This window comes from Maricaulis sp., assembly GCF_034670125.1.
Lineage (GTDB): Bacteria > Pseudomonadota > Alphaproteobacteria > Caulobacterales > Maricaulaceae > Maricaulis.
Genome location: NZ_JAXMOC010000004.1, coordinates 268273 through 290507, shown reverse-complemented (window position 1 = coordinate 290507; position 22235 = coordinate 268273). Strand labels below are relative to the sequence as shown.

Annotated in this window: 18 protein-coding genes; 9 read left to right on the top strand and 9 right to left on the bottom strand. The window is 64.2% G+C overall.

The genetic code is table 11. The features are described from left to right. Nucleotides 1–23 precede the first annotated feature (23 nt). Complete coding sequence (locus tag VOI18_RS10000) at nucleotides 24–977, bottom strand: metalloregulator ArsR/SmtB family transcription factor (RefSeq protein ID WP_323762264.1); 954 nt, start codon at nucleotides 975–977, stop codon at nucleotides 24–26. Nucleotides 978–1075: 98 nt separating this feature from the next. Here VOI18_RS10000 and VOI18_RS09995 point away from each other — a divergent pair, with 98 nt between their 5' ends. Next, entirely contained in the window at nucleotides 1076–2344 is a 1269-nt protein-coding gene (locus VOI18_RS09995; protein ID WP_323762263.1) for an FAD-dependent oxidoreductase, read from the top strand. 83 nt (nucleotides 2345–2427) lie between these two features. Here the strand turns inward: VOI18_RS09995 and VOI18_RS09990 are convergent, their stop codons facing one another. The 3 genes from VOI18_RS09990 to ettA all read right to left on the bottom strand — a co-directional run bounded on the left by VOI18_RS09990 (nucleotide 2428) and on the right by ettA (nucleotide 5637). After that, nucleotides 2428–3171 carry a CPBP family intramembrane glutamic endopeptidase gene (locus VOI18_RS09990; RefSeq protein ID WP_323762262.1) on the bottom strand — a complete coding sequence of 248 codons (744 nt, stop codon included), beginning with the start codon at nucleotides 3169–3171 and terminating at the stop codon, nucleotides 2428–2430. Nucleotides 3172–3260: 89 nt separating this feature from the next. Continuing rightward, complete coding sequence (locus VOI18_RS09985; protein WP_323762261.1) at nucleotides 3261–3968, bottom strand: helix-turn-helix transcriptional regulator; 708 nt, start codon at nucleotides 3966–3968, stop codon at nucleotides 3261–3263. A 1-nt stretch (nucleotide 3969) separates the two neighbouring features. Beyond that, nucleotides 3970–5637: an energy-dependent translational throttle protein EttA gene (gene ettA / locus VOI18_RS09980; RefSeq protein WP_323762260.1), complete on the bottom strand. Its 1668-nt coding sequence runs from the start codon at nucleotides 5635–5637 to the stop codon at nucleotides 3970–3972. Between the two features lie 85 nt (nucleotides 5638–5722). Between ettA and VOI18_RS09975 the strand changes: the two genes are divergently transcribed. Then, nucleotides 5723–6868 (top strand): hypothetical protein, encoded by a 1146-nt coding sequence (locus VOI18_RS09975; protein WP_323762259.1) that lies wholly within the window; start codon nucleotides 5723–5725, stop codon nucleotides 6866–6868. Nucleotides 6869–7682: 814 nt separating this feature from the next. Next, nucleotides 7683–9941, top strand: a complete 2259-nt coding sequence (locus VOI18_RS09970) for a DPP IV N-terminal domain-containing protein (protein ID WP_323762258.1) — start codon at nucleotides 7683–7685, stop codon at nucleotides 9939–9941. Here the strand turns inward: VOI18_RS09970 and VOI18_RS09965 are convergent. Then, nucleotides 9938–10660: a SprT family zinc-dependent metalloprotease gene (locus tag VOI18_RS09965; protein ID WP_323762257.1), complete on the bottom strand. Its 723-nt coding sequence runs from the start codon at nucleotides 10658–10660 to the stop codon at nucleotides 9938–9940. The genes VOI18_RS09970 and VOI18_RS09965 overlap by 4 nt on opposite strands. Further along, entirely contained in the window at nucleotides 10657–11265 is a 609-nt protein-coding gene (locus VOI18_RS09960; protein WP_323762256.1) for a TetR/AcrR family transcriptional regulator, read from the bottom strand. Before VOI18_RS09960 ends, VOI18_RS09965 begins: the two co-directional genes overlap by 4 nt. Nucleotides 11266–11364: 99 nt before the next feature. On the opposite strand from VOI18_RS09960, the gene VOI18_RS09955 reads away from it, so the two are divergent. Both VOI18_RS09955 and VOI18_RS09950 read left to right on the top strand, forming a co-directional pair. After that, nucleotides 11365–12510: a hypothetical protein gene (locus VOI18_RS09955; RefSeq protein WP_323762255.1), complete on the top strand. Its 1146-nt coding sequence runs from the start codon at nucleotides 11365–11367 to the stop codon at nucleotides 12508–12510. Nucleotides 12511–12512: 2 nt separating this feature from the next. Next, the gene (locus VOI18_RS09950) at nucleotides 12513–13427 is read left to right on the top strand and encodes an OmpA family protein (protein WP_323762254.1); all 915 of its coding nucleotides are present in this window, start codon (nucleotides 12513–12515) and stop codon (nucleotides 13425–13427) included. A gap of 132 nt (nucleotides 13428–13559) precedes the next feature. Here VOI18_RS09950 and VOI18_RS09945 read toward each other — a convergent pair whose 3' ends face one another. Both VOI18_RS09945 and VOI18_RS09940 read right to left on the bottom strand, forming a co-directional pair. Then, nucleotides 13560–14033: a GAF domain-containing protein gene (locus VOI18_RS09945; RefSeq protein WP_323762253.1), complete on the bottom strand. Its 474-nt coding sequence runs from the start codon at nucleotides 14031–14033 to the stop codon at nucleotides 13560–13562. 91 nt (nucleotides 14034–14124) lie between these two features. After that, the gene (locus VOI18_RS09940) at nucleotides 14125–15177 is read right to left on the bottom strand and encodes an SDH family Clp fold serine proteinase (protein WP_323762252.1); all 1053 of its coding nucleotides are present in this window, start codon (nucleotides 15175–15177) and stop codon (nucleotides 14125–14127) included. Between the two features lie 189 nt (nucleotides 15178–15366). On the opposite strand from VOI18_RS09940, the gene VOI18_RS09935 reads away from it, so the two are divergent. Further along, complete coding sequence (locus VOI18_RS09935; RefSeq protein ID WP_323762251.1) at nucleotides 15367–16293, top strand: SIMPL domain-containing protein; 927 nt, start codon at nucleotides 15367–15369, stop codon at nucleotides 16291–16293. Between the two features lie 3 nt (nucleotides 16294–16296). On the opposite strand, the gene VOI18_RS09930 is transcribed toward VOI18_RS09935, so the two are convergent. Continuing rightward, nucleotides 16297–17196, bottom strand: a complete 900-nt coding sequence (locus VOI18_RS09930; protein ID WP_323762250.1) for a S1/P1 nuclease — start codon at nucleotides 17194–17196, stop codon at nucleotides 16297–16299. Between the two features lie 267 nt (nucleotides 17197–17463). Here VOI18_RS09930 and VOI18_RS09925 point away from each other — a divergent pair, with 267 nt between their 5' ends. The 3 genes from VOI18_RS09925 to VOI18_RS09915 are packed head-to-tail and all read left to right on the top strand — an operon-like array spanning nucleotide 17464 to nucleotide 22228. Next, a complete protein-coding gene (locus VOI18_RS09925; RefSeq protein ID WP_323762249.1) occupies nucleotides 17464–18015 on the top strand; it encodes a TetR/AcrR family transcriptional regulator in 552 nt (183 codons plus the stop codon). After that, a complete protein-coding gene (locus tag VOI18_RS09920; protein WP_323762248.1) occupies nucleotides 18012–19088 on the top strand; it encodes an efflux RND transporter periplasmic adaptor subunit in 1077 nt (358 codons plus the stop codon). Before VOI18_RS09925 ends, VOI18_RS09920 begins: the two co-directional genes overlap by 4 nt. After that, nucleotides 19085–22228: an efflux RND transporter permease subunit gene (locus VOI18_RS09915; protein WP_323762247.1), complete on the top strand. Its 3144-nt coding sequence runs from the start codon at nucleotides 19085–19087 to the stop codon at nucleotides 22226–22228. The genes VOI18_RS09920 and VOI18_RS09915 overlap by 4 nt, the downstream gene beginning before the upstream one ends. Nucleotides 22229–22235 lie beyond the last annotated feature (7 nt).

The following is a 22235-nucleotide window of genomic DNA, read 5'->3' as shown; positions in this document are numbered from 1 at the left end:
CGATCGCTGGAAGCGCATTCGCGTCAGGCGGGAGTCGCGGCCTTGCGCCGGGCGACCCAGATTTTCATGGTCAGCTGCCCGGTCGGTTCATCCGGATGCAGCGCGCTTTGATGCGCCAGTTCCAGACCGGCATGACCGATCAGGTCGGCCATTTCCTCATCGGCAAAACCGAGGCGGCGATGGAAATGGTCCTCGCGCAGGTTTTCAAGCTGGTGCGGGGCAAAATCGACGATGAGCAGATTGCCACCGGGCTTGAGCACGCGGGCGCACTCGTCCACCGCCAGGGCCGGGTCTTCCAGATAATGCAGCACCTGGTGCACCGTCACCAGGTCAGCGACGGCGGTATCGAACGGCAGGGCACCGACGTCGGCATGGCGCACCGAGCAATGTTTCAGGCCGGCCGCCTGCAGGTTCAGGCGCGCCACATTGAGCATGGAGTGGTTGATATCGACGCCGATGCCGCGTTCGACGCGGTCGGAGAACAACTCCAGCACGCGCCCCGTGCCGACGCCGACATCGATCATCAGATCGAAGGGGCCCGTTCCCGCCAGCTCGCGCATGGCCGCCTCGACCTTGTGGTCGGCCAGATGCAGCGAGCGGATCGTGTCCCAATCCTCGGCGACGCTCTCGAAATAGGCCTGGGCCGCCTGGGCGCGGGCCTGTTTGATGGCCTCGAGGCGCGACACGTCGCGGGTCAGGACGGCATCGTCCTCGGGCACCAGCTCATTGGCCATCTGGGCCAGCTTGCGACCGCCGCCGGCATCGGTCAGCCGGTAGAAGACGTAGGCGCCCTCGGGCAAACGCTCGGCCAGGCCGGCATCGGTGAGCAGTTTGAGATGACGGGATACCCGCGGCTGGCTCTGGCCCAGGATCGAGACCAGTTCCGACACCGTCAGCTCACCACGCGACAACAGGGCGATGATCCGCAGGCGCGTCGGTTCGGCAAGCGCTTTGAGCTGTGTGACGAGAGCGTCCATGAAATCCCGGTTGAGAGGTGCAGATTGTGCCTTGCTTTTATCTGTATCCCCGCGAAGTTCAAACCAAGCCGCTCAGGCTGGCTGTGAAGGAGTTCCGTGTGAGCAATCAGGATGTCATCATTGTCGGTGCCGGACTGGCCGGGGTCGCCGCGGCCCACGCCCTGCGCCAGCGCGGCCATGATGTCCTCGTCCTCGATGCCCATGACGGCCCGGCCTGCGAGACCAGCTTCGCCAATGCCGGTGCGCTGACACCGTCGGAGCCCGAGCCGTGGAATGCGCCGGGCGTGCACTGGCAATTGCTGGCCTCCCTGCCTGACCCGCATTCGGCCATGAAGCTGCGCCTGGCGCCGCTGCCGGGTCTCATCCCCTGGGGGCTGAAATTCCTCGCCAATTCAACACGCAAACGGTTCGAGGCGGCGTCGCTCGCGAACTTCGCGCTATCGCGTTATTCGCTGGCCGAGACCCAGGCCGCACGCGACACCCACAAGCTCGACTTCGCCAATCTCGCCCGCGGGACGATGAAAGTCTGCCGCGATGCCCGGGCGCTGGAACCCGACCGCCAGACCAGCCAGGCCCTGACCGATGCCGGTCTGCGCTGGCAGGTGCTGGACCGGGCGGAAATGGTAGAGCGCGAACCCATGCTGGCGGACGTTGCCGCAGATCTCGCGGGCGCGGTCTTCTATCCCGATGATGAGAGCGGTGATGCCCACATGTTCACCCGCGCGCTGGCAGCCGTCGCTACCGACATGGGCGCCCGTTTCGAGTACAGCTCACCGGTCACCAGCCTGATCGACCGGGCCGGCCGCATCACCGGCGTGCGCACCCCGACCGAAGAGATCGAGGCCGATCATGTCGTCCTCGCTACCGGCCATGCCTCGCGCCGGCTGCTGGCCCCGCTGGGTCTGCATCTGCCGGTTCGCCCGGTGAAGGGTTATTCGCTCAGCCTCGACATGTCGCAGCTGACCCGGCGCCCGGGCCTGCCGGTCGTCGACGAGAAACTGCATGCCATCGTCACCCCGCTGGGCGACACGCTGCGGATTGCCGGTACAGCGGAGTTCGCCGGTGAGGACCGCACCCTGCGCGGCGAGCGCGTGGACAATCTGCGCCTGTTGCTGGGCCGCCTCTACCCGACCCTCGCCGACACCCTGCTGGCCGGCGACAACAAGGCCTGGTGCGGGTTTCGTCCGATGTCTGCGGATGGACGCCCCTTCATCGGCGAGACCCGTGCGCCGGGCCTGTGGCTCAACACCGGCCACGGCCACCTCGGCTGGACCCAGGCGATGGGCTCGGCCGGACTGCTGGCAGCGCTGATGGATGGCGAGGCAACACCGGTACCGGCCGAGGCGTTCTCGGCGCGACGGTTCTAGAAAAGGGGACAGGTGTAATTAACGCGTCAGGCATCGTCCCGTTTCACGGATCGCGCTGCGCGTTAATTATGGCTGCGCGTTAATCATACCTGTCCCCCAGCCAGCACGAGGCCCAGCCCGATGCCCAGCGCGTTGTTGGTGACATGGGCCGCAATCGCCGGCCAGATCGAGCCGGTGCGCCAGTAGAGCCAGCACAGGATGAGCGCCATCAGCGCCGCCGAGATGGCTTGCGGCGGCAGGATATGGGCGACGCCGAACATCACCGAGGACACCAGCGCCGCCAGCCAGACCGGCCGGTTGCCCGACATCCAGCGAAACAGGAAGCCGCGAAAGAAAACCTCTTCGGCAAAGGGCGTGACCAGAATGGTCATGACCAGAAACCCGACGCTCATCCACACCCCGTTGCCCGGGTCGAGCGCAAAGGGTGTGCCCATGAAAGCGATCCAGTCCGGCATGACGACAACCATCAACTTGGCCAGCACCAGGCGCAGGGCAAAGGCGACCGCCCCCACCAACACCGCCAGCCATATCCATCGTCCCGACACGGCCACCAGACCGACCCGGCTCGGCCCGACCCGGTGCAGAGCCAGCGCTCCGATCGCGATGGCGGCCAGTACGGCGACCGCCTTGTTGATCTGACCGATCATCAGCACTTCAGGCGGCAGACGCGGCCCCTCGCCCAGATAGGCGTCCAGGCCGACCGTCTGGCGCACGAATTCCATATGCGCCCAGCTGAGCAGCATGTATCCCGTCATGGCGGCGGCGAGGATGGCGACGCCGGGCCAGAATCGCCACGGACTGTCAAAGCTTGCGGATTTTGCGGACATGTTTTCTCCCTGAGTGGTCGCAGAGAGGCTGTCGCGCCGCTGGTCAGCCGACCATCGACAGATGTTGGCAATCTGTCAGTTGACAGGTGTCAGGCCTTGTCGGTCGGCCCATCCAGCAAGCCAAACCGCAGCGCCAGCGGCCGCACCTGGCCGCGGCGCTTGATGCCGAGCTTCAGGTAGAGATCGGAATTATAGGTCCGTACCGTGGTCGGCGAGAGGTTGAGTTCCCGCGCGATATCCTTGTCGGTGAGACCCTCAGCGAGCAAACCAATGAGTTGGCGGTCGCGAGCGGTCAGGTCGCGCAGATAGTCCGGCAGCGGCTCGACGGGCGCGTCTGCCATGGCGTTGGCGCGATACGACACCGACAGGATGGCCCGACTGCGCGGCGCGTAGCGGATCGTATAGGCAAGGCCCGGCGTCAGCTGTTCGCGCCAGAACGGAAGAAGTGCAAAGCGCTCGCCGCCCAGATGCAAGGTTTCCCGGGGCAGGGAAATCAGACCGAACCCGCCGCGCATCCGGATATCCGCAAACCCACCGACTTCCTGCGCGCTGTTGTCCGCAAGGTCCAGCCCAGCCTGCCACCACCGCCAGGGAGCCCGGGCCAGGAATGCTGCCACACCACCAAAGGCCAGTACGGACAGCCACAGCACCTGTCGCGAATCCCCGTCCGCACCACGCACAGCCGCGAGGACCAGGACGGCGAAGAGCGGCAAAACGAAGACAATCAGCGCGAACATGAAGAAGACCTGGCGTGACCGCCAGGCCCTCAATTCACGAAGCTCGTCGTCGGACAGCAAGCTACCGCCCAAACTTCTGGAACTTGATCTTCTTGGGCATGTCGGCGTCCGGACCGAGCCGGCGCTTCTTGTCCTCGATATAGTCCTCGAAGTTTCCTTCGAACCATTCCACATGGCTGTCGCCTTCAAAGGCGAGGATGTGGGTGGCCAGACGGTCGAGGAAGAAACGGTCGTGCGAGATGACCACCGCGCAGCCCGGATAGGCTTCCAGCGCCTGTTCCAGCGCCGCCAGGGTTTCCACGTCGAGATCGTTGGTCGGCTCATCGAGCAGCAGCAGATTGCCGCCGGTCTGCAGCATCTTGGCGAGGTGGACGCGGTTGCGCTCACCGCCCGACAGCAGGCCGACCTTCTTTTGCTGGTCGCCACCCTTGAAGTTGAAGGTGCCGACATAGGCGCGCGACGGGATTTCCTTGCCGCCCAGCTCGATCATGTCATTGCCGCCGGAGATTTCCTGCCAGACGGTCTTGTTCGGATCGAGCGTGTCGCGCGACTGGTCGACATAGCCCAGCTTGACCGTGTCACCGAGACGGATGGTGCCCTCGTCCGGCGTTTCCTGGCCGGTGATCATCTTGAACAGGGTCGATTTACCGGCACCGTTCGGGCCGATCACGCCGACCACACCACCCGGCGGAAGCTTGAATGACAGGCCGTCGATGAGGAGCTTGTCCTCGAAGCCCTTCTTGAGATTCTCGACCTCGACCACGACACCGCCCAGGCGCGGTCCCGGCGGGATGGTGATCTGGGCCGTGGTGATCTCGGCGCGCTCGGCCGCGTCACGCAGGTCCTCATAGGACTTGATACGGGCCTTGGACTTGGCCTGACGGGCTTTCGGCGAGGAGCGGATCCACTCCAGTTCGCGCATCAGGGCGCGATCCTTGGCGCTCTTTTCGCGATCTTCCTGGGACATGCGCTTGGCTTTCTGCTCGAGCCAGGCCGAGTAACCACCCTCATAGGGCACGCCGCGGCCGCGATCGAGCTCGAGCGTCCAGGTGGTGATTGAGTCGAGGAAGTAACGGTCGTGGGTGACGACCAGGACGGCGCCCTTGAAGTCTTCCAGATAGTTCTGCAGCCACTGCACACTCTCGGCGTCGAGATGGTTGGTCGGCTCATCGAGCAGCAGCATGTGCGGGTCGGACAGCAAGAGGCGGCACAGGGCAACCCGGCGGCGCTCACCACCGGACAGGTCGGTGACCGGCCAGTCGGCGGGCGGACAGCGCAGGGCGGTCATCGCCATCTCGATCTTGCTATCGATGTCCCAGGCGTTCTCGTTGTCGATCTTTTCCTGGAGCGCCGTCATCTCTTCCATCAGCTCGTCGGTATAATCTTCCGCGAGCTTCATCGAGATGGCGTTGAAGGCTTCCAGCAACTGCTTCGGCGCCGAGCCCTCGATCACGTTTTCCCAGACCGTCTTGCTCTCGTCGAGCTGCGGCTCCTGGGCGAGATAGCCCACCTTCACACCCTTTTCCGCCCAAGCCTCACCGGAGAACTCGGTATCCATGCCGGCCATGATCTTCAGCAGGGTCGATTTACCGGCACCGTTGACGCCGACAACACCGATCTTGGCATCGGGCAGGAAGTGCAGGGAAATTCCGTCAAAGACGGGCTTGGCAGCGCCCGGATAGGTCTTCGACAGCTTGTCCATGTGATAGACGAATTTGTAAGCGGCCATGGGGGAGAGGCTCTCTTGTCTGGCAGGGAATCTTGAGCCGCACCGTGTAGCTGAGAGATGCTGCAAGGGCAATGCGGGAGGAGAGTTGACCGAAGCGCCGGAGCCGGCTGCGGCGCCACCGGTCGGATTCCGGCTCATGACAGCGGTCGCAACTGGCCTCACAGGCGACAATCAAGAAACAAACAAGCCTGGGTTCACAAATCTCGGGAAACAGGATTGCATGGCGAGTTCAACAATGGGGGACAACATGGACAGACGCGCATTTCTGGCAGCTTCGACCGCGGTCGTCGCATCAGCCGGACTCACCGGACTTTCGCTGGCCCAGGACCGAACTGCACCAACCTTGCCACGACGAGGCGCCGCTGGTCTCAGAGCAGCTCAGGGACCGTATCAGCTGAACATAGGCCGGCGCGCCAGCGCTTCGATCGGCCGAGTTCGCCGGGCGTCCGCCGCGACAAGACGCGCAACCGCGTCAGCGGCATTGCGAGACCTGCCGGATACCGACGCCTTTCTCGCTCAGAGAGTGACCGCAAGCCGCAACCTGATGAACGACGCTTGGCTGCGTGACGCGGCACGTATGGTGTTTGACAATCCGTCTGCCCAGCGGGCCTTCACATCGTGGCTGCCCTCCCTGAACGACCAAGCTCCCAGCCGGGCCCTGACCACCATGCTTGTGGATGGCGGCGATGACTTCTCGGGGCCGACTCTGATGGCTTACGCCGCAGTCAGCGCGGCTTCCGGCTACGGTTGGGACGACATCGTGGACACACTGCACGCGGCCACAAGCGGTCAGGTTGCGCTTACAAAAGACGACGGGCTGGACCTGTCGGGCGGCCTCCAGGTCAGCATCACAAGAGGCAGCGGTACTGTCACCGCGCATCTGACCCAACTTGGAAATTCGCCGCGCATGCGCCCGCGTCAGAAAGTTTCAACGCGTTCGCTCCTCAGGAAACGCGGATTTTTTGGCGGTGCGCTCAAAGTTCTGACCGGCGCCGCCGCAGGAGCTGCTCTCGGAACGCTGGCGACCGGCGGTGTGCCGGGCCCGGGCACCGTTGTTGGAGGCGTTGCGGGCGGCTTGATCGGCCTGGGTGCTGCGCTGGAAGATGACGGCGGCGGCAACAGCAGCAGTGGCGGCGGTGGCGGTGGCGCTGCGGCCGGCGGCGGCGGAACGGGGTTCTGGGACGGCGGCGGCGAATGCCCGCCGGCTGACCAGCCCTATGTGCTGTGCTGATGTTTCGCCCCGCGACGTGACTCCGACACGCCGCTCTGTATTTCCGTCCCCTCTCATTTTCCCGGAGGCGCGCCGCGCCATCCGGGAATATGAGTACGGGTTTGTGGCGGCGGCGGTGTGGCGGCGTAGGTGGAAAGATCACCGCCTATCCCCGCCCACGCACCCCTTTCCTTCTCCCCTGGGAGAAGGTGGCCGGAGGCCGGATGAGGGGGAATTTTCCTGCTTTAACCGGGACTTACCCCTCACCCTGACCCTCTCCCGAGGGAGAGGGAAAGTGCGTGTCAGCTAAAATCCGCGAAAACTTATCCCCACCCATCTCCCGCCAACCCATAATGGCTTTGGTTTTCGGGACGGGAGGCGCGAGCTCAGTCACTTGTGCCCGGAAACGAGCGGAGCCTGTCCGCGTGCGGGGATGACAGCCCGACACTCCGGCAGGGCGTGCGATCAGGTCCAAGGGCACTAAACGACCGACCCTCAGTACCTGGCGCATTGGAATCGGGGTGGAGACAGCCCGGGAAACCTCCGTGAGCGGGATGCTTGTCGAAGCCTACCGTTATCAAATCAGCGCTTTATCGGCTCCGGCCGACATCCCGCTCCCTCCCATCCAAACGCCAGGCGTAAGCGCCGTGGCGCCATAGGTGCTGAACGGGGGACAGGTATAATTAACGCGCCACGATGGATCCGCCCGGCGACGCCCGGTCCGCGCGTTAATTATACCTGTCCCCCAGTAGGGGCGGGGAGGTTGCTGAAACCGGTCTGGCCAGCGATGGACCAGGCCCCTAGAACTGACGACAAAGCCTACCGGGGAAACTTCATGCTCACTCGCCTCGCCAGCCTTGCTGCCGCCACCACGCTGTTGGCCGCCTGCCAGCCCGCCGCCGAGACACCCGCTGTCACGCCGGAACCCGCTCTCTCCATCGAGCGCCTTTATGCCAGCCCCTCCCTGACCGGCGCCGCGCCGCGGGCCTTGAGCTTCTCGCCGGACGGCTCCCGCGTGACCTTCCTGCGGGCCAAGGAAGACGACGCCTCGGTGCTCGATCTCTGGGCGATGGATATTGATGGCGGCGAGCCGTATCTGTTGGTCGACAGCCAGGTCCTGGCGCCGGACGAGCGCGAGCTGACCGAGGCGGAACGCCAGCTGCGTGAACGCGCCCGTATCTCCTCGACCGGCATCGTGCGCTATGACTGGGACACTCAGGGCGACGCGATCCTGGTGCCGCTGGACGGCGATGTCTTTTATGTCGATGTGGAGACCGGCGCAGCGCGGCGGCTGATGGAGACGCCGCAATACGAGACCGATGCCCGCATCTCCCCGCGCGGCAATTTCGTGTCCTTTGTGCGCGACCAAAACCTCTACGTGATTGATCTGGAAACCGGCGCGGAGACCGCCATCACCACCGAAGGCGGCGGCCTCGTCTCCTGGGGCATGGCGGAATTCGTCGCCCAGGAAGAGCTGAGCCGTCGCACCGGCTATTGGTGGTCGCCGGACGAGCAATACATCGCCCTCGCCCGCGTCGATGAAAGCCCGGTCGACAATGTCCAGCGCATGGAAATAGATGCCGACGGATCGGCCCGCGTGGTCGACCAGCGCTACCCCCGCGCCGGAACCGACAACGCGATCGTCGAGCTGTTCATCGCCGAGCGGGCAACCGGGGCACGTCAGCAGGTCGAACTGGCCGAAACCGATGATATCTATCTCGCCCGGGTGAATTGGGCCCGCGACAGCCAGACGGCCTATGTCCAGGTTCTCAACCGGATGCAGGACCAGCTGACCATCCTGGCCGCCGACCCGGCGACCGGGGCGGCCTCGCCCTGGCTAGTTGAAACCACCGACATCTGGATCAATCTGACCAATGATTTCCGCGCCCTGTCAGATGGCACAGTCCTGTGGACCAGCGAGGACACGCCCGGCGGTTTCCGCCACATCCAGCACCGCGCGTCCGATGGCAGCCTGATCACGCAGGTGACCTCGGGCGACTGGGTCGTCGACGGCATCAATGCGGTCGATCGGGACAACGGGCTGGTCTATTTCACCGGCTGGATCGAGACACCGCTGGAACGGCACATCTATTCGGTGCCACTGAACGGTGCCGCAGCGCCGACCCGCATCACCTCGGGAGACGGGCGCTGGTCGGCCCGGTTCGGCGGTGATGCAGCCACCTTCATCGGCACCTATTCAGACCCGCAAACCCCGCCGCAAACGGGACTCTACGCGGTCGACGGCACCCGCATCCGCTGGATCGAGGAGAATGCCCTGGCCGAGGGGCATCCCTATTTCCCCTATGTCGAGGATCACATCACGCCGCAATACGGCACGCTGACCGCGGCCGACGGGACCGAGCTGCACTACCAGATATTCCTCCCCGCCAACTTTGATCCGAACCGGCAATACCCGGCGATCCAGTATCTTTATGGCGGACCGCACAGCCAGCAGGTCCATCGTGGCTGGCAGTCTATGCGGGCGCAGATGTTTGCCCAGCGCGGCTATGTCTATTTCACCCTCGACAATCGCGGTGCCGCCAATCGCGGCCGCGAGTTTGAAGGTCACATCCGTCACCGCATGGGCTCGGTCGAAGTCGAGGATCAGCTGGTCGGGCTGGACTACCTGAAGAGCCTCGACTTTGTTGATGCGGACCGCGTCGGCATCTGGGGCTGGTCCTATGGCGGCTATATGACGCTGATGGCGACCCTGCAGGCGCCGGACGCCTGGGCGGCAGGTGTCGCCGGGGCGCCGGTCACTGACTGGACGCTCTATGACACCGCGTACACCGAACGCTACATGGGTCATCCGGACGCCAATTTCGACGGCTATGAGCAATCCTCGGTCTTTGCCCATCTGGACAATTACGTGACCCCGCTCCTGCTGATCCACGGCATGGCCGACGACAATGTCATCTTCGCCAACTCAGTCCGGCTCTATTCGGAATTGCAACAGCAACGCGCCGATTTCGAAATGATGACCTATCCGGGCCAGCGCCACGGCGTGCGCGGGGAAGACCGCTCGGTGCATCTTTGGACGATGATCGTGGACTATTTTAACCGCAAGCTGATGGACGAGAGGCAATCAGACTAGAACGCCACCCAGCGATCCGCCTCGTCACGCATTTGCCGGCGACGGGGCTTCCAGTCCGGCATCAGGCTCTCCACCACACGCCAATAGGCGGGCGAGTGGTTGGCCTCGACCAGATGGGCGGCTTCGTGGGCGCAGACATAGTCGATCAATGGTTCGGGGAAACCCATCAATCGCCAGTTCAGCCGGATCGTCCCGTCCGGTGCGCAAGACCCCCAGCGGCGTTTCTGGTCGCGTACGATGACCTTGCGAACAGGGCGGTCGAGCCGGGCGGCATAGTGCTCGACCCGGGGCGTCATCAGCGCTGTGCCCTCGCGCTTGTAATAGCGTTGCAGCGCCTGCCCCAGCGTGCGGCGACGCAGCTCGCCGGTCAGGTCCGGATCATGGCGGACGATCAGTCTGTCACCATCGCGGCGCACCGTTGTTCGGACACCCTCGCCGCGCAGCTCGAGAGTCAGCTCGCCGCCCAGCCAGGGGAGGGTTTCGCCGGTCTGGAAACCCGGTTCTCGCGGCGCCGGACGGCTGGCCCAGGCGTCCAGCTTGGCGAGGATCCAGCCCGCCTTGCTTTCCAGTCCGCGACGGATTTCGCGCGCTCCGGCCCGTTTGGGCGCGGCAACTGTCAGACCGTCACGCGAGATGGTGAAGCCGATCGTCCTCCGGGCCGACCGACGCAGCGCGTATCTGACGACCCGTCCGTCCAGTTCGATACTGTGATCGGTCATGAGGCTGCGCCATCCGGTATCACCCCTTCCACCCCGAAGCGGCGGATCAGGCAGAGTTGCTCCACCACCGCCTCATCACTCAAACGGCTGCGATCGTCCAGCCACCAGTCCAGCAGGTGGAAGACGGCGCCGACCTCACAGCGGGCGGTGGCCTGCGGATCCAGATCGGAGCGGGCCCAGCCGTCACGCTGGCCCTGTTGCAGTTCGGAAATCCGGATTCCGGCGATCGCGTCGACCACTTCGCGCTGCATCGGGTCGGAGCCGGCGCCGCGGCTGAGCAGCAGGCGAAAAAGCGGACCGAATTCGGCGGCAAAGGCGACGACGCCCTCCATTGCGGCGCGATCCTTGACCTCGCGCGAGCCGGGCGTCTGCTGGGCGATGGCCAGTCCGGCCAGCACCAGATCCTTGCCGGCCCGCATCACCTCGATGAACAGCGCCTCCTTGTCGGAAAAGTGGGTGTAGAGCGTGCCCATGGCGACACCGGCCTCGCGGGCAATGTCACCGATACGGGCACCTTCAATGCCCTTGGCGGCGAACACGACGCTGCCGGCCCGGACCAGCTTGGCCCGGGTCTCGTCCTTTTGCTCGCGCCGTCCTTTCGCCAAATCACCACTCCACACGCAAATCAAGTTGGTTGAAAATATATTCATTGAATAAAAATTCAACAACTGTATTCTGTCCCCGACAATGGATGGGAGGACGCGATGCGGATTCTGGTATTTGTGGCAAGCATGATGACGGCGCTGGCGATGACCGCGCCGGCGGACGCCAATTGCCGCTGGCAGGTCTCGACACGACTGGTCGGACACCAGCCCGCCGTTGGAAATTTCGCCGCCAGCTCCTGGCCTCTGGGAGCGCTGGCAACCCGGGTCCAGGCCCGCACACCCGGCGGCCTGTGGAACAGCATCAACTGGCCGGAGACAGCCTCCGACGCCAACGGATTTGTCCAGATCACATCAGCCGTCGCCTTCGCTGACCCGGACTGCCAGACAGCCCGGGAGTTTCGCGTCCAGGTCCGCAGTTTCCATACCGGCATGAGCTGGCGCACCGTGCATCAGCAGTCGACACCCGGCCACTCCGACCATCTGGGCCTGTTCATTCCCGCACCGGTCCACCCGGTCACCATCGGCAATCTGGTCCTGAATGGCGAGTTTCGCGGCGGCGGCGTGATCTTCATCGAGAATATCGGCGAGCCCCCCACCACCTGGACCAGTGTCGGCGACGACGGAACCGGTCAGGCCGACGATGGCGGGGATGAAGACCCGCACACAGACGATGACGATGAACACCCTGGCCAACCGGTCGCCACCGCGCAGGAAGATCCCTGCCACGTTTACCGGCTGCCCATCGATCTCGACATCGAGTTTCGCTTTGGCCAGATGCCAGCCAATCCCGGACCGTTGTCACCCGACATGGCCCTGCGGGTCGAGACCCGGACCAATGGTGGTGGCGCCATGACGCTGAACCGGCTGGCCAATCACATCCGGGTGGAAAATGCCGGCAGTCGCGACTTCCACGCCCTGCATCGCTGCCCGGTCGAAGTTCATCTGAGCCTCAATGAAGGCCCCGGGCAACGCAGCGGGGACGGCTGGTCCGCGCCCTATGTCGTCCGCGTCCCCGACCTCGCAGCCAATGCTGTCGAACCCCTCGACATCAACGCCAACCTGCTCGGTGCCGGTGATGACCTGGAAGGCGAATGGGGCCAGGACTACGAATACGTGCTGATCGCGGTCACCCTCGATGCGACCAACCGGATCCGCGAAACGGCGGAGGGCGATAATCGCATCGTTCATTGCTACCACGCCCCGACCAACAGCTTTGCCGCCATGAGCCAATGTGAAGGAGGATGATCATGATCCGCGCAATCGCCACCTGCCTGACCCTCGCCCTCATCCTCGCCGCCACAGCGACCGTCGTGCTGGCCCAGGAGAGCGTCGACGGCCACCCCCTGGTGACACCCTATGAAGGCTCGACCGGAAGCGGCGAGTTCTGGCGGTTCGACGAATACGCCCTGATCACCGGTTTCGATTTCGACGCCCGCGCCGCCATCACGACGCCGGTGCAAGGCCGGGTCACCAAGCTGGACTATGACAATCCCGACGATCGCTCGGAGCTGGAGATCTTCACCAATTATCGCGACGCGCTCGACGCCGCCGGCTACCAGCCGATCTGGTCCTGCGCCCGCGACGGATCGTGCACCACCGGTTCGACTCGCAACGCCTTCTACCAGGCCAATGGCATGCGGGCGATCAACGGACCGAACTCACACTACACCGCCGGCACGCTGAGCTTTGACGGCCACCTTGCCTATGTCGCCATCGGCGTCGGTCGCCACACCACCTCGATCGTCATTGTCGAGACCGACGAGATGGATCGCGGCATGGTCACCATCTCCGCCGAAGCGCTGGCCGCCGGGCTGGACGCCGATGGTCATGTCCGTGTCGACGGCCTGCTGTTCGCCCATGACAGCGACGTCCTGCTGCCGGACTCGGTCACCGCCTTGACCGCCCTGCGCGACTTGCTGACCGAACGACCGACGCTGTCACTCTACGTGGTCGGCCACACCGACATGTCCGGCGCGCTGGCCTACAACATGTCACTCTCACAGCGCCGCGCCGCGGCCGTGGTCACGGCCCTGGTCGAAGATTACGGGATTGCCGCTGATAGGCTCGAAGCAGCCGGCGTCGGCCCCCTCGCCCCGGAAGCCAGCAATGGCTCGGACGATGGCCGGGCGCTCAACCGACGTGTCGAAATCGTGGCGCGATAGCGAGCGCCACATCCTCATATCCCGCACGCCGCCGTTGAACGCGGACCCCAAACGGGCGGGACAGGGTGGTCGTGCCATGCCCAAACCCTTGAAGGCACGACCACCCGTATTTTTCAGACCGTTTGCCCTGCCTCAGTCGACCGTCAGCAGATCGCCGCAGATCGCTTCCAGCCCGGCCTGGTCATCCGCATCAAAAGCGCCGAACTCTGTCGAGTCGATGTCCAGCACGGCGACCAGCTTGCCGCCGGCATCGCGGACCGGCACGACGATTTCCGAGTTCGAGCGACTGTCGCAGGCGATGTGGCCCGGGAAGGCGTGGACGTCCTCGACCAGCTGGGTCTCGCCGGTCTCCGCCGCCGCGCCGCAAACACCGCGACCGAAAGGAATGCGCAAGCAGCCCATCGTGCCCTGATAGGGGCCAACAACAAGTTCGGTCGGCTTGGCCGGATCGACTTCGTAAAAGCCGGTCCAGAAGAAGCGCTCGCCGAACATTTCGCGCAGCAGGCAGCTGGCGGTTGCCAGACGGGCAGTGCGGCTGGTTTCACCGGCGATCACGGCGGCGATCTGCTTTCGCACTTCCTGGTAGTCGTCGGCTTTCGAGCTCATCGGATCATCCCTTGCTGGCTGACGGGAAGATCGGAGCCCGGCGGCGAAGGTTCAAGGGGTGTCGGCAGCGTGAACGGTCACAGGCGCATGGTCACAGGCGCACATTGCCGCGCAGCGACTGACGAATGGCACGTTCAATAGCCATGCCAACCGCCTGCTCCGCCTCATCGCCCTTGCCGTCACCTGGCCCGTCCTCATCCTCCATCCGCCGGGCCTCGAATTCGAGCCGGGTATGGATCATGCGGATCCGGGCATCAACCAGACCGTAGATGAGATCAGGGATCTTGGTCTTGACGTTCATCCCCAGCGCCTTGGCGTCCTCCGGCGTGATCGCCTGGCTGTGCGACAGCGTGCCCGCTGACAGGGTATCAGCGATGTGATGCTCCACTTTCTCGTCGACCCGGTGCACCGGATTGACAATGTCGCGCGCCACCTTGCCGGCATAGCGATCATATTTTTCGGCTTCATGCGCCAGCATGACCAGCACGTCCTGGGTCGCCAGTGGCCCCTTCTGGGCGAGGAGTTCCTTGTAGGCCTCAGTCGGGAAGCCGCCATAGATCGTGTCGATCGGGCCGAGCGAGGCGGTCGGGTCCATGACGATCTTGTCGGCGGCCAGCGCGATCATTGTTCCGCCCGACATGGCCACATAGGGCACATAGGCGATCACCTGCGGCTCGCGCTTGGGATTGTAGTGGCCCTTGGCCCTGGCTTTCGCCAGGTGCTGTTTCAAGGCCAGCGAGATCATGTGCGCCGGGCGGGCATAGCCACCCAGCGTGTGCAAAACAACAATGATCCGGGCCCGCGGATTGGCTTGGCGGATCGAGGCGACGGCCTCAAACGCCTCGTCGAAAGCGATCTGCTGCTGGGCGCTGTCGCGACCGACAAAATCATCGCCCAGATCATGAATGAGATCGATCAGGACAGTGTTGCCGCTCTCGATCTTCTTGCGGAATTTCTCGTAGTCTTTCTTGGCGTCTTCATAGCGTGCCACCCGCTTGCGGCGCAGCTTGTAAACCTGACGTTCGTCAGACACCGCGCGCTGACGGTTGAGATACAGGGAGATGGTACTGATCGCCACGATCAGGACAAACAGGCCGGCCCCGGCCACGCCGTAGAGCACCGTATTGTCCACACCGTCGATCATACTCACCCCCACGCGTACGCCGCACGGGCCGGATATTAACCAAACCCTAACAAGCGCGACAAGCAGAACTCGTGAGCAATCGGATGATTCCCCGAAAATCTGTGCCTGCGTGACAATGCGGCACCATTTGCGGTTGGAGCCGCCCAGGAATCGGCACCGTATGTCGACCGGAAATGGGGAGTATTTGACATGCGATCAGTCATACTATCGGCGGTGGCGCTGCCGGCCATGGTCTTGGCCGGATGCGGGTTTGGGGGGAGCGAAACCGATACAAGCGGACCGGTTTGGTCCCGGACCGCCTCCGTTGAGGCCATTGGCCGCGCCTATATCGAAGTCCTGCCCAATCGCGGCCAATTCTCGGTTACGTTCGAGGCCCGCAATGTAGTCAGCGAAGACGCCGTCGCCGAGGCCGTGGCGCGCGCCAACTCGGTAACGCAAGCGATGCGTGAGATCGATGGCGACAATATCCGCATCACCTCCGATTTGTCGGTGTCGCCTTATTACGAGCAGGTCACCCAAGCGACGGGTGAATTCACGGAACGCTTGGTCGAGAATCGCCATCCCGACGCTTTGCTGGGCTATACGGCATCGGTGACCATCGACGTGATCGCGCTTGATCTCGAACACCTTGCCGACGTGCGCGGTGCCGCCATGGCGGCAGGGCCAGCCCGTTCACGCGATGTGCAATTCTCGATGCAACCCAGCGCCGAGCTCTATCGAGAGGCCTTCGCCGCCGCCGTAGATGATGCCACCGAACGCGCCCGCATTGTCGCCGAGTCAGCCGGTGGCCAACTTGGACCCGTACAAATCCTGCTGGAAGGCCAGCAGCCCTGCCTGCGTCCGCCGGCCACGCCAGCCGGGCTGGACAATGGTGATTATCGGCAGCTTGGTCGCAATGAGGACGGAGACCGGGTCGTGGTCACAGGCAGCCGGATACGGCGATCAGACACTGCGGCTCCGTCACCGATCACGAACGTCAGTGGGGAATCCCTCGCAGTCGCAAACACGATCGACCCACGATTCCTTGTGGCCGAGGCTGGCAACTTTGCCCTCGCCGCCGACTTCGAACCGATGCGGTTTGAGACACAAGTTTGTGCCGTATTCGCCGTCGAATAGAGCCTAGTTCAGCGCGCCGGACCCCGTGGCCGCGCCCGTTCCGGACACCTGGCGCTCCTCGACCAGCTGGTTGAGGAGACCGGCCAGGCGCACGCCGCCTTGCTTGAGGCGTTGCAGATTGATCGGCAGGTTGCGGGCGTAATAGGCGTCGCCCGGTTCGATCAATTCCTCGGCATTGGCCCAGTAATAGGCAAAGCCGCGTGAGCGGACGATGTCGTGGCTTTCCTGGGCCCAGTCGATCGGGGCGAGTGGTGTGTAGACACTGATCCCATTGAGCGGGATGTCAGCGGCAAGCTGGTCGGCCAGCTGGGCCCAGCGGTCGCCTTCATCGATATAGGGCCAGGTCTCGGCCATGTAGTCGAGCAGGATCTCGCTGTCCCAGACCCGATGCAGATTGGAGCGGCGTTCGCCGCGCCACAGGACATTGATGTCATTGCCGCCTCGATCACCCTCGATCGAGACGTGCAGGGGCTGGTGAATGTCGCCCATCCAGTGAGCGAGAAACTTCAGGGCTTCCAGACGGTCCTCATCCGAACGCGAGCGGTCGACGAAGATTCCGGCATGAAGGTCGATGGCCGAGGTGATGCAGCCGCCCTCGGCGCAGTCTTCGGCGTCGACATGCGGATCGTCGCGGGTCTGATTGATATAGTGCCAGGGCGCCGTGTGCCGGTGGGTGGAACCCCGCACCTGGTCGGCCCAGGAACAGACATCGCGAAAATGATCGAATTCAGGATCCTGGGCGACCAGCCGTTCGATCTCGGTGCGGGTTTCATCGGACAGGTAGCGCCAGGCCAGGTCACAGACAATGCGGTGGCCGTCGCGGCCATAGGCTTCAACGGGGGCCACAGTGACAACAGCGGCCATAAGGCTGGCGGCTGCGAAGAGGCGCAGGAAGGACGACATGGGTTGCTCCGGGTAACGGCACCCGCCCGGTGCCATCCCCGGTCTGTAGAAGAGCCAGCGCCCAGCCTCCACTAGTCAGGGCGGGCAAGTCGCCCGCAACGCAACGACCGGTAGAATAATGGGAATTTGTAATCTTCTTTTCGACCGCGCGCGTCGCAGACTGTGCCCTCTGGTTTCCTCATAGGGGAGAAACTGCACCGTCCGGACGGTATTGACTGTACCGTCTGGACGGTTTATATGCGGCGCAACATCAGACAGGTATTCGTCATGACCACCAGCAAACCGTCGACGCGCGACACCATTCTGGATGCCGCTGAAACAGTGGTCGCCCGCGAAGGCTCCGGTCGTCTGACAATCGATGCCGTCGCCGCCGAAGCCGCCGTCTCAAAAGGCGGCGTGCTCTACCATTTCCCCAACAAGATTGCCCTGCTGACCGGCATGGTCGAACGCATGATGGCGGAAATCGGCGCTGAGATCGCGGCCGCCGAGGCCCGGGCCACGGCGGACGGAAGTCCGGTGCTGCCGCTGGTTATCCAGGACATGTTCAACCGCTCGGGCACCCATGACAGTGTCTCCATGGCCCTGCTCGCGGCCTCCGCTGAACACCCCGAATTGCTGGACCCGGCACGTGAGTTCCTGTCGTCGACCTTCCAGCGCCTGGCGGACGCCACACCCGACCCCATCGCCGCACAAATCCTCCTGCTCGCCATGGACGGCCTCAAACTGTCCATCCTGCTGGGTTTCAACCACGTCCCCGACCACCAGCTCCAGCCGATCCGCGATCGGGTGTTGAGCCTGGCTCACGAGATTTACGCATGACCCGCCCTTTCCTCCCCATCGCTCTTGGCACCAGCCTGGCTCTTGCTGCCTGCACGCAGGAGCCGGTATCGGCGCCGCCCGCTGCGCGCCTGGTCCAGCTCGCCGAAGTGGTCGCCGAGAGTGGCGAAACGCGGCACGAATTTGTCGGACGGGTCGAGGCGCGACTGAGCGTCGACATGGCCTTTCAGGTTGGTGGCCAACTGGCCGACCTCCCCCTCAACGAGGGCGAGTTGATCACACAAGGCACCCGGGTGGCGGCGCTGGACCGGGAAGACTTCCAGCGGGCCGAGCGCGAAGCCCGTGTCCAGTTGCAGCAAGCCAATACCGAGCTGGAACGCCAGCGCACCCTGCATGCGCGGGGTATCGCCTCCCAGGCAGCGCTCGACAGCGCCCAGACCAATTACGATCTGCGCGAAGTAGCGCTGCAGACGGTTCGCCGCAATCTGGGTTATGCGACCCTGACGGCCCCGTTCGACGCCCTGGTCAGTCGCCGCCTGGTCGACAACTACACGATCGTTGCCCCCGGCCAGCCGGTCGTGCGCCTGATGGACGTGTCCGAGCTCCGGGTGTCCATACCGATCTCCGAGGGCATGGTGGCCACGTTCGACCAAGACGACCTGGTGACCCTGGAAGCGGCCTTTGCCTTCCTGCCCGGCCAGACCTTCCCCCTGATCCCGCGCGAACTGGTATCGGAACCGGATGCCGCGTCCCGAACCTATCGGGCGCTGGCTGCACTGCCGGCCGACCTGCCCGCCAACATCCTGCCCGGCATGACCGCGACGGTATATGCCGAGTTTGCGACGACGGCCGACGCCCCGACCGGTCTCCGCGTGCCACTCTCAGCGGTGTCCGCCGCGCCGGACGGGACGCAACGGGTCTGGGTGTATCAGGACGAAACCGGCACCGTGGTCCCGCAGACCATCACCAGCGCCGGATTTGACGGCGACACAGTGATTGTCACCGCCGGCATCGCGCCTGGTGACCGTGTCGTGACGGCCGGTGTATCGGCGCTTCACGACGGCATGCCGGTCCGGCCCCTGTCCGAATCCGCCCGCTTTGGCACGTCGCAATGAGTTCGCCCGCCCCTCTGGCGAGCACGCTCGCCCGACTGTCGATCGAGAAGCCGGTCCTGACCTGGTTGGTCATCCTGTTCTGCCTGATCGGCGGGCTGACCGGCTTCCTCAATGTCGGGCGGCTGGAGGATCCGGCCTTCACGATCAAGGAAGCCATCATCTTCACGCCCTATCCCGGCGCCACCGCCGAGGAAGTCGAGCAGGAAGTGACCGAGACGCTGGAAATCGCCATCCAGCAGCTGGGCGAGGTCGAGGAGATCCGTTCGGAATCATCACCGGGCATGTCGGAAATCCACATCTCCATCGACCAGACCATCGACAGCGACGACATGCCCGACGTCTGGACCCGCCTGCGTGCCAAGGTCCGCGACACCGTCGCCGCCCTGCCACCGGGCGCCGGAGCACCGGTTGTCTACGACGATTTCGGCGACACCTATGGCATCTATTATGCCGTCACCGCGGACGGCTATTCCGACGGTCGGATCCGCGACATTGCCCGCGCCCTGCGGCGCGAGTTGCTGACGGTCGAGGATGTGGCAAAGGTCGCCGTTGACGGCGAACCGGACGAACGCATCTATATCGAGATACCGCAGGAAAACCTGGCCCGGCTGGGCCTGTCCTATTCCGACCTGCTGGAAAATCTCGAGCGCGAGAACGCGGTCGTCCTCGCCGGTTCGGCCCCGCTCGACGGACGCCTGGTGCGGGTCGACATTCCACAGACGCTTGGCGGGATCGATGCCATATCCGACCTGTTGATCACGCCGCGCAACAGCGACCAGGCCATCCGCCTGTCGGACATTGCCGAGGTCAGCCGCGCCGCCGTCGAACGCCCGTCCCAGCTGATCTATCACAACAATGTCCGCGCATTCACCTTGGGCATTGCCGGCTTGCCGACCGCCAACATCGTCGATGTCGGCCATGCGGTGGAAGCCCGCCTGGCCGAGATCGAGCCGACGCTGCCACTGGGCGTCGAATTGCACCCGATCTACCAGCAGCACCTGGTGGTGGGCGCCGCGATCAACAATTTCCTGGTCAGTCTGGCGCTGTCCATCGCCATCGTGATCGGCGTGCTGTGCATCTTCATGGGCTGGCGGGCCGGCCTGACGGTCGGCGCGGTCCTGCTGCTGACCGTCTCGGGAACCCTGTTCTTCATGAACATGTTCTCCCTTGAGATGGAACGCATTTCCCTGGGCGCCCTGATCATCGCCATGGGCATGCTGGTCGACAACGCCATTGTCGTCACCGAGGGCATGCTGACCGGCGTGATGCGCGGCAAGCCCCGCATGCAGGCTGCCGAAGAAGCCGTCGCGTCAACCCAGTGGCCGTTGCTGGGCGCCACCATCATCGGCATCCTGGCCTTTGCCGGTATTGGCCTGTCACCGGATGCGACTGGCGAATTCCTGTTCTCCCTGTTCGCCGTAATCGCCATTTCCCTGCTGCTGAGCTGGGTGATTGCGGTGACCGTGGTGCCCCTGATCGGCTTTCATCTGTTTGCGGCGCAGCGCCAGGCCGCCCAAGCCGCGACGGGTGGCGCGCCGGATGAGACCAGCCTTTATTCGGGTCGCTTGTTCAACGGCTATCGCGGCCTGTTGAACCTCGCCCTGTCACGCCGCTGGACGGTTCTTGCCTTGCTGATCGGTGTCACGGTCGTCTGTTATGCCGGCTTCGGTCAGGTGCGGAACTCCTTCTTTCCGGCCACCAACACGCCGATGTTCTACATCAATGTGGAGCTGCCTGAAGGCACCGACATCCTGACCACCGACGAGACCCTGCGCGAGATCGGCGTCTTCATCGCCGATCAAACGGAGACCGTGGCGATCGACACATTCGTCGGTGCCGGGGCGACCCGCTTCATGCTGACCTATTCCGCCGAGCAACCCAACACGGCCTATGGCCAGGTGATTGTGCGGACCGCCGATATCAACGTCATTCCGGCGCTGGCCGACCGGATTGTGGCACATGTGCGCGAGACCGTGCCGGATGCCGAAGTCCGGGCCGACCGCATCATTTTCGGGCCACCCACCGGCGCCAAGCTCGAGGCACGCTTTTCCGGTCCCGACGCCGATGTCCTGCGCGCCCTGTCCGAACAGGCGATCACCGCGCTAGCCCGCGATGGGGACGTGATTGACCTGCGCACGGACTGGCGCAACCGGACACCAGTCCTGCGCCCCCGCATCATCGAGGAGCGGGCCCGCACCATCGGCGTGACCCGCGAAAATATCGCCAACGCGCTGCGCTTTTCAACCGAGGGCAGTCAGGTGAGCACCTATCGCGAGGGCGAAACCCTGATCCCGATCCTCGCCCGGGCACCGGCATCCGAGCGCGCCGACCCTGGCTATCTGGACAATCGCCTGGTGTGGAGTCCGCAACAATCCGCCTATGTCCCCATCAGCCAGATCGTGTCGCAATTCACGCTGGAATTCGAAGACGTGCTGATCCAGCGCCGTGACCGGACCCGCACCATCTCGGTCCGTGCCAACCCTCATCCGTGGGAGACGGCGTCAGAAGGTTTTGCGCGTTTTGCCCCAATCATCGAAGCCATTGAATTACCGCCCGGCTATGCGCTGGAATGGGGCGGCGAGTTCGAGGCATCCGCCGAGGCCAACGCCTCGCTGGGCGGGCAATTGCCGCTGACCTTCGTGGCCATGCTGACCATCTCCTTCCTGCTCTTCGCCACGGTCCGCCAGCCGCTGATCATCTGGTCGGTCGTGCCGATGTCGGTGAATGGCGTCGTGATCGGCCTGCTGGCGACCAATGTCGCCTTTTCCTTCACTGCCCTTCTTGGCCTGCTGTCGCTGTCGGGAATGCTGATCAAGAACGCGATTGTCCTCGTTGACGAGATCGACGTCCGCATCCGCAGCGGGGCGGACCGCAATGACGCGGTGCGCGAGGGATCGATCAGCCGGTTGCGTCCCGTCCTGCTGGCCGCCAGCACCACCATTCTCGGCATGACGCCGCTGCTCGCAGACGCCTTCTTCCAGGGCATGGCCGTGACCATTATCGGTGGCCTGACTTTCGCGACGGTCCTGACAATGGTTGCGGTACCGGTGTTGTATGCGCTGTTCTTCGGCATCCGCTCGGATACCCGCCCAGCCATACCTGCCCAGCCCCGTCCGCCAAGCCTTGACCGTCCGGACTGAAAGGGCC

Excerpts from the sequence above, each read along its gene's own strand:
- VOI18_RS10000 (WP_323762264.1), bottom strand. The coding sequence starts at position 977 with ATGGACGCTCTCGTCACACAGCTCAAAGCGCTTGCCGAACCGACGCGC.
- VOI18_RS09990 (WP_323762262.1), bottom strand. The coding sequence starts at position 3,171 with ATGTCCGCAAAATCCGCAAGCTTTGACAGTCCGTGGCGATTCTGGCCC.
- ettA (WP_323762260.1), bottom strand. The coding sequence starts at position 5,637 with ATGGCCGCTTACAAATTCGTCTATCACATGGACAAGCTGTCGAAGACC.
- VOI18_RS09970 (WP_323762258.1), top strand. The coding sequence starts at position 7,683 with ATGCTCACTCGCCTCGCCAGCCTTGCTGCCGCCACCACGCTGTTGGCC.
- VOI18_RS09965 (WP_323762257.1), bottom strand. The coding sequence starts at position 10,660 with ATGACCGATCACAGTATCGAACTGGACGGACGGGTCGTCAGATACGCG.
- VOI18_RS09955 (WP_323762255.1), top strand. The coding sequence starts at position 11,365 with ATGCGGATTCTGGTATTTGTGGCAAGCATGATGACGGCGCTGGCGATG.
- VOI18_RS09950 (WP_323762254.1), top strand. The coding sequence starts at position 12,513 with ATGATCCGCGCAATCGCCACCTGCCTGACCCTCGCCCTCATCCTCGCC.
- VOI18_RS09945 (WP_323762253.1), bottom strand. The coding sequence starts at position 14,033 with ATGAGCTCGAAAGCCGACGACTACCAGGAAGTGCGAAAGCAGATCGCC.
- VOI18_RS09940 (WP_323762252.1), bottom strand. The coding sequence starts at position 15,177 with ATGATCGACGGTGTGGACAATACGGTGCTCTACGGCGTGGCCGGGGCC.
- VOI18_RS09935 (WP_323762251.1), top strand. The coding sequence starts at position 15,367 with ATGCGATCAGTCATACTATCGGCGGTGGCGCTGCCGGCCATGGTCTTG.
- VOI18_RS09930 (WP_323762250.1), bottom strand. The coding sequence starts at position 17,196 with ATGTCGTCCTTCCTGCGCCTCTTCGCAGCCGCCAGCCTTATGGCCGCT.
- VOI18_RS09925 (WP_323762249.1), top strand. The coding sequence starts at position 17,464 with ATGACCACCAGCAAACCGTCGACGCGCGACACCATTCTGGATGCCGCT.
- VOI18_RS09920 (WP_323762248.1), top strand. The coding sequence starts at position 18,012 with ATGACCCGCCCTTTCCTCCCCATCGCTCTTGGCACCAGCCTGGCTCTT.
- VOI18_RS09915 (WP_323762247.1), top strand. The coding sequence starts at position 19,085 with ATGAGTTCGCCCGCCCCTCTGGCGAGCACGCTCGCCCGACTGTCGATC.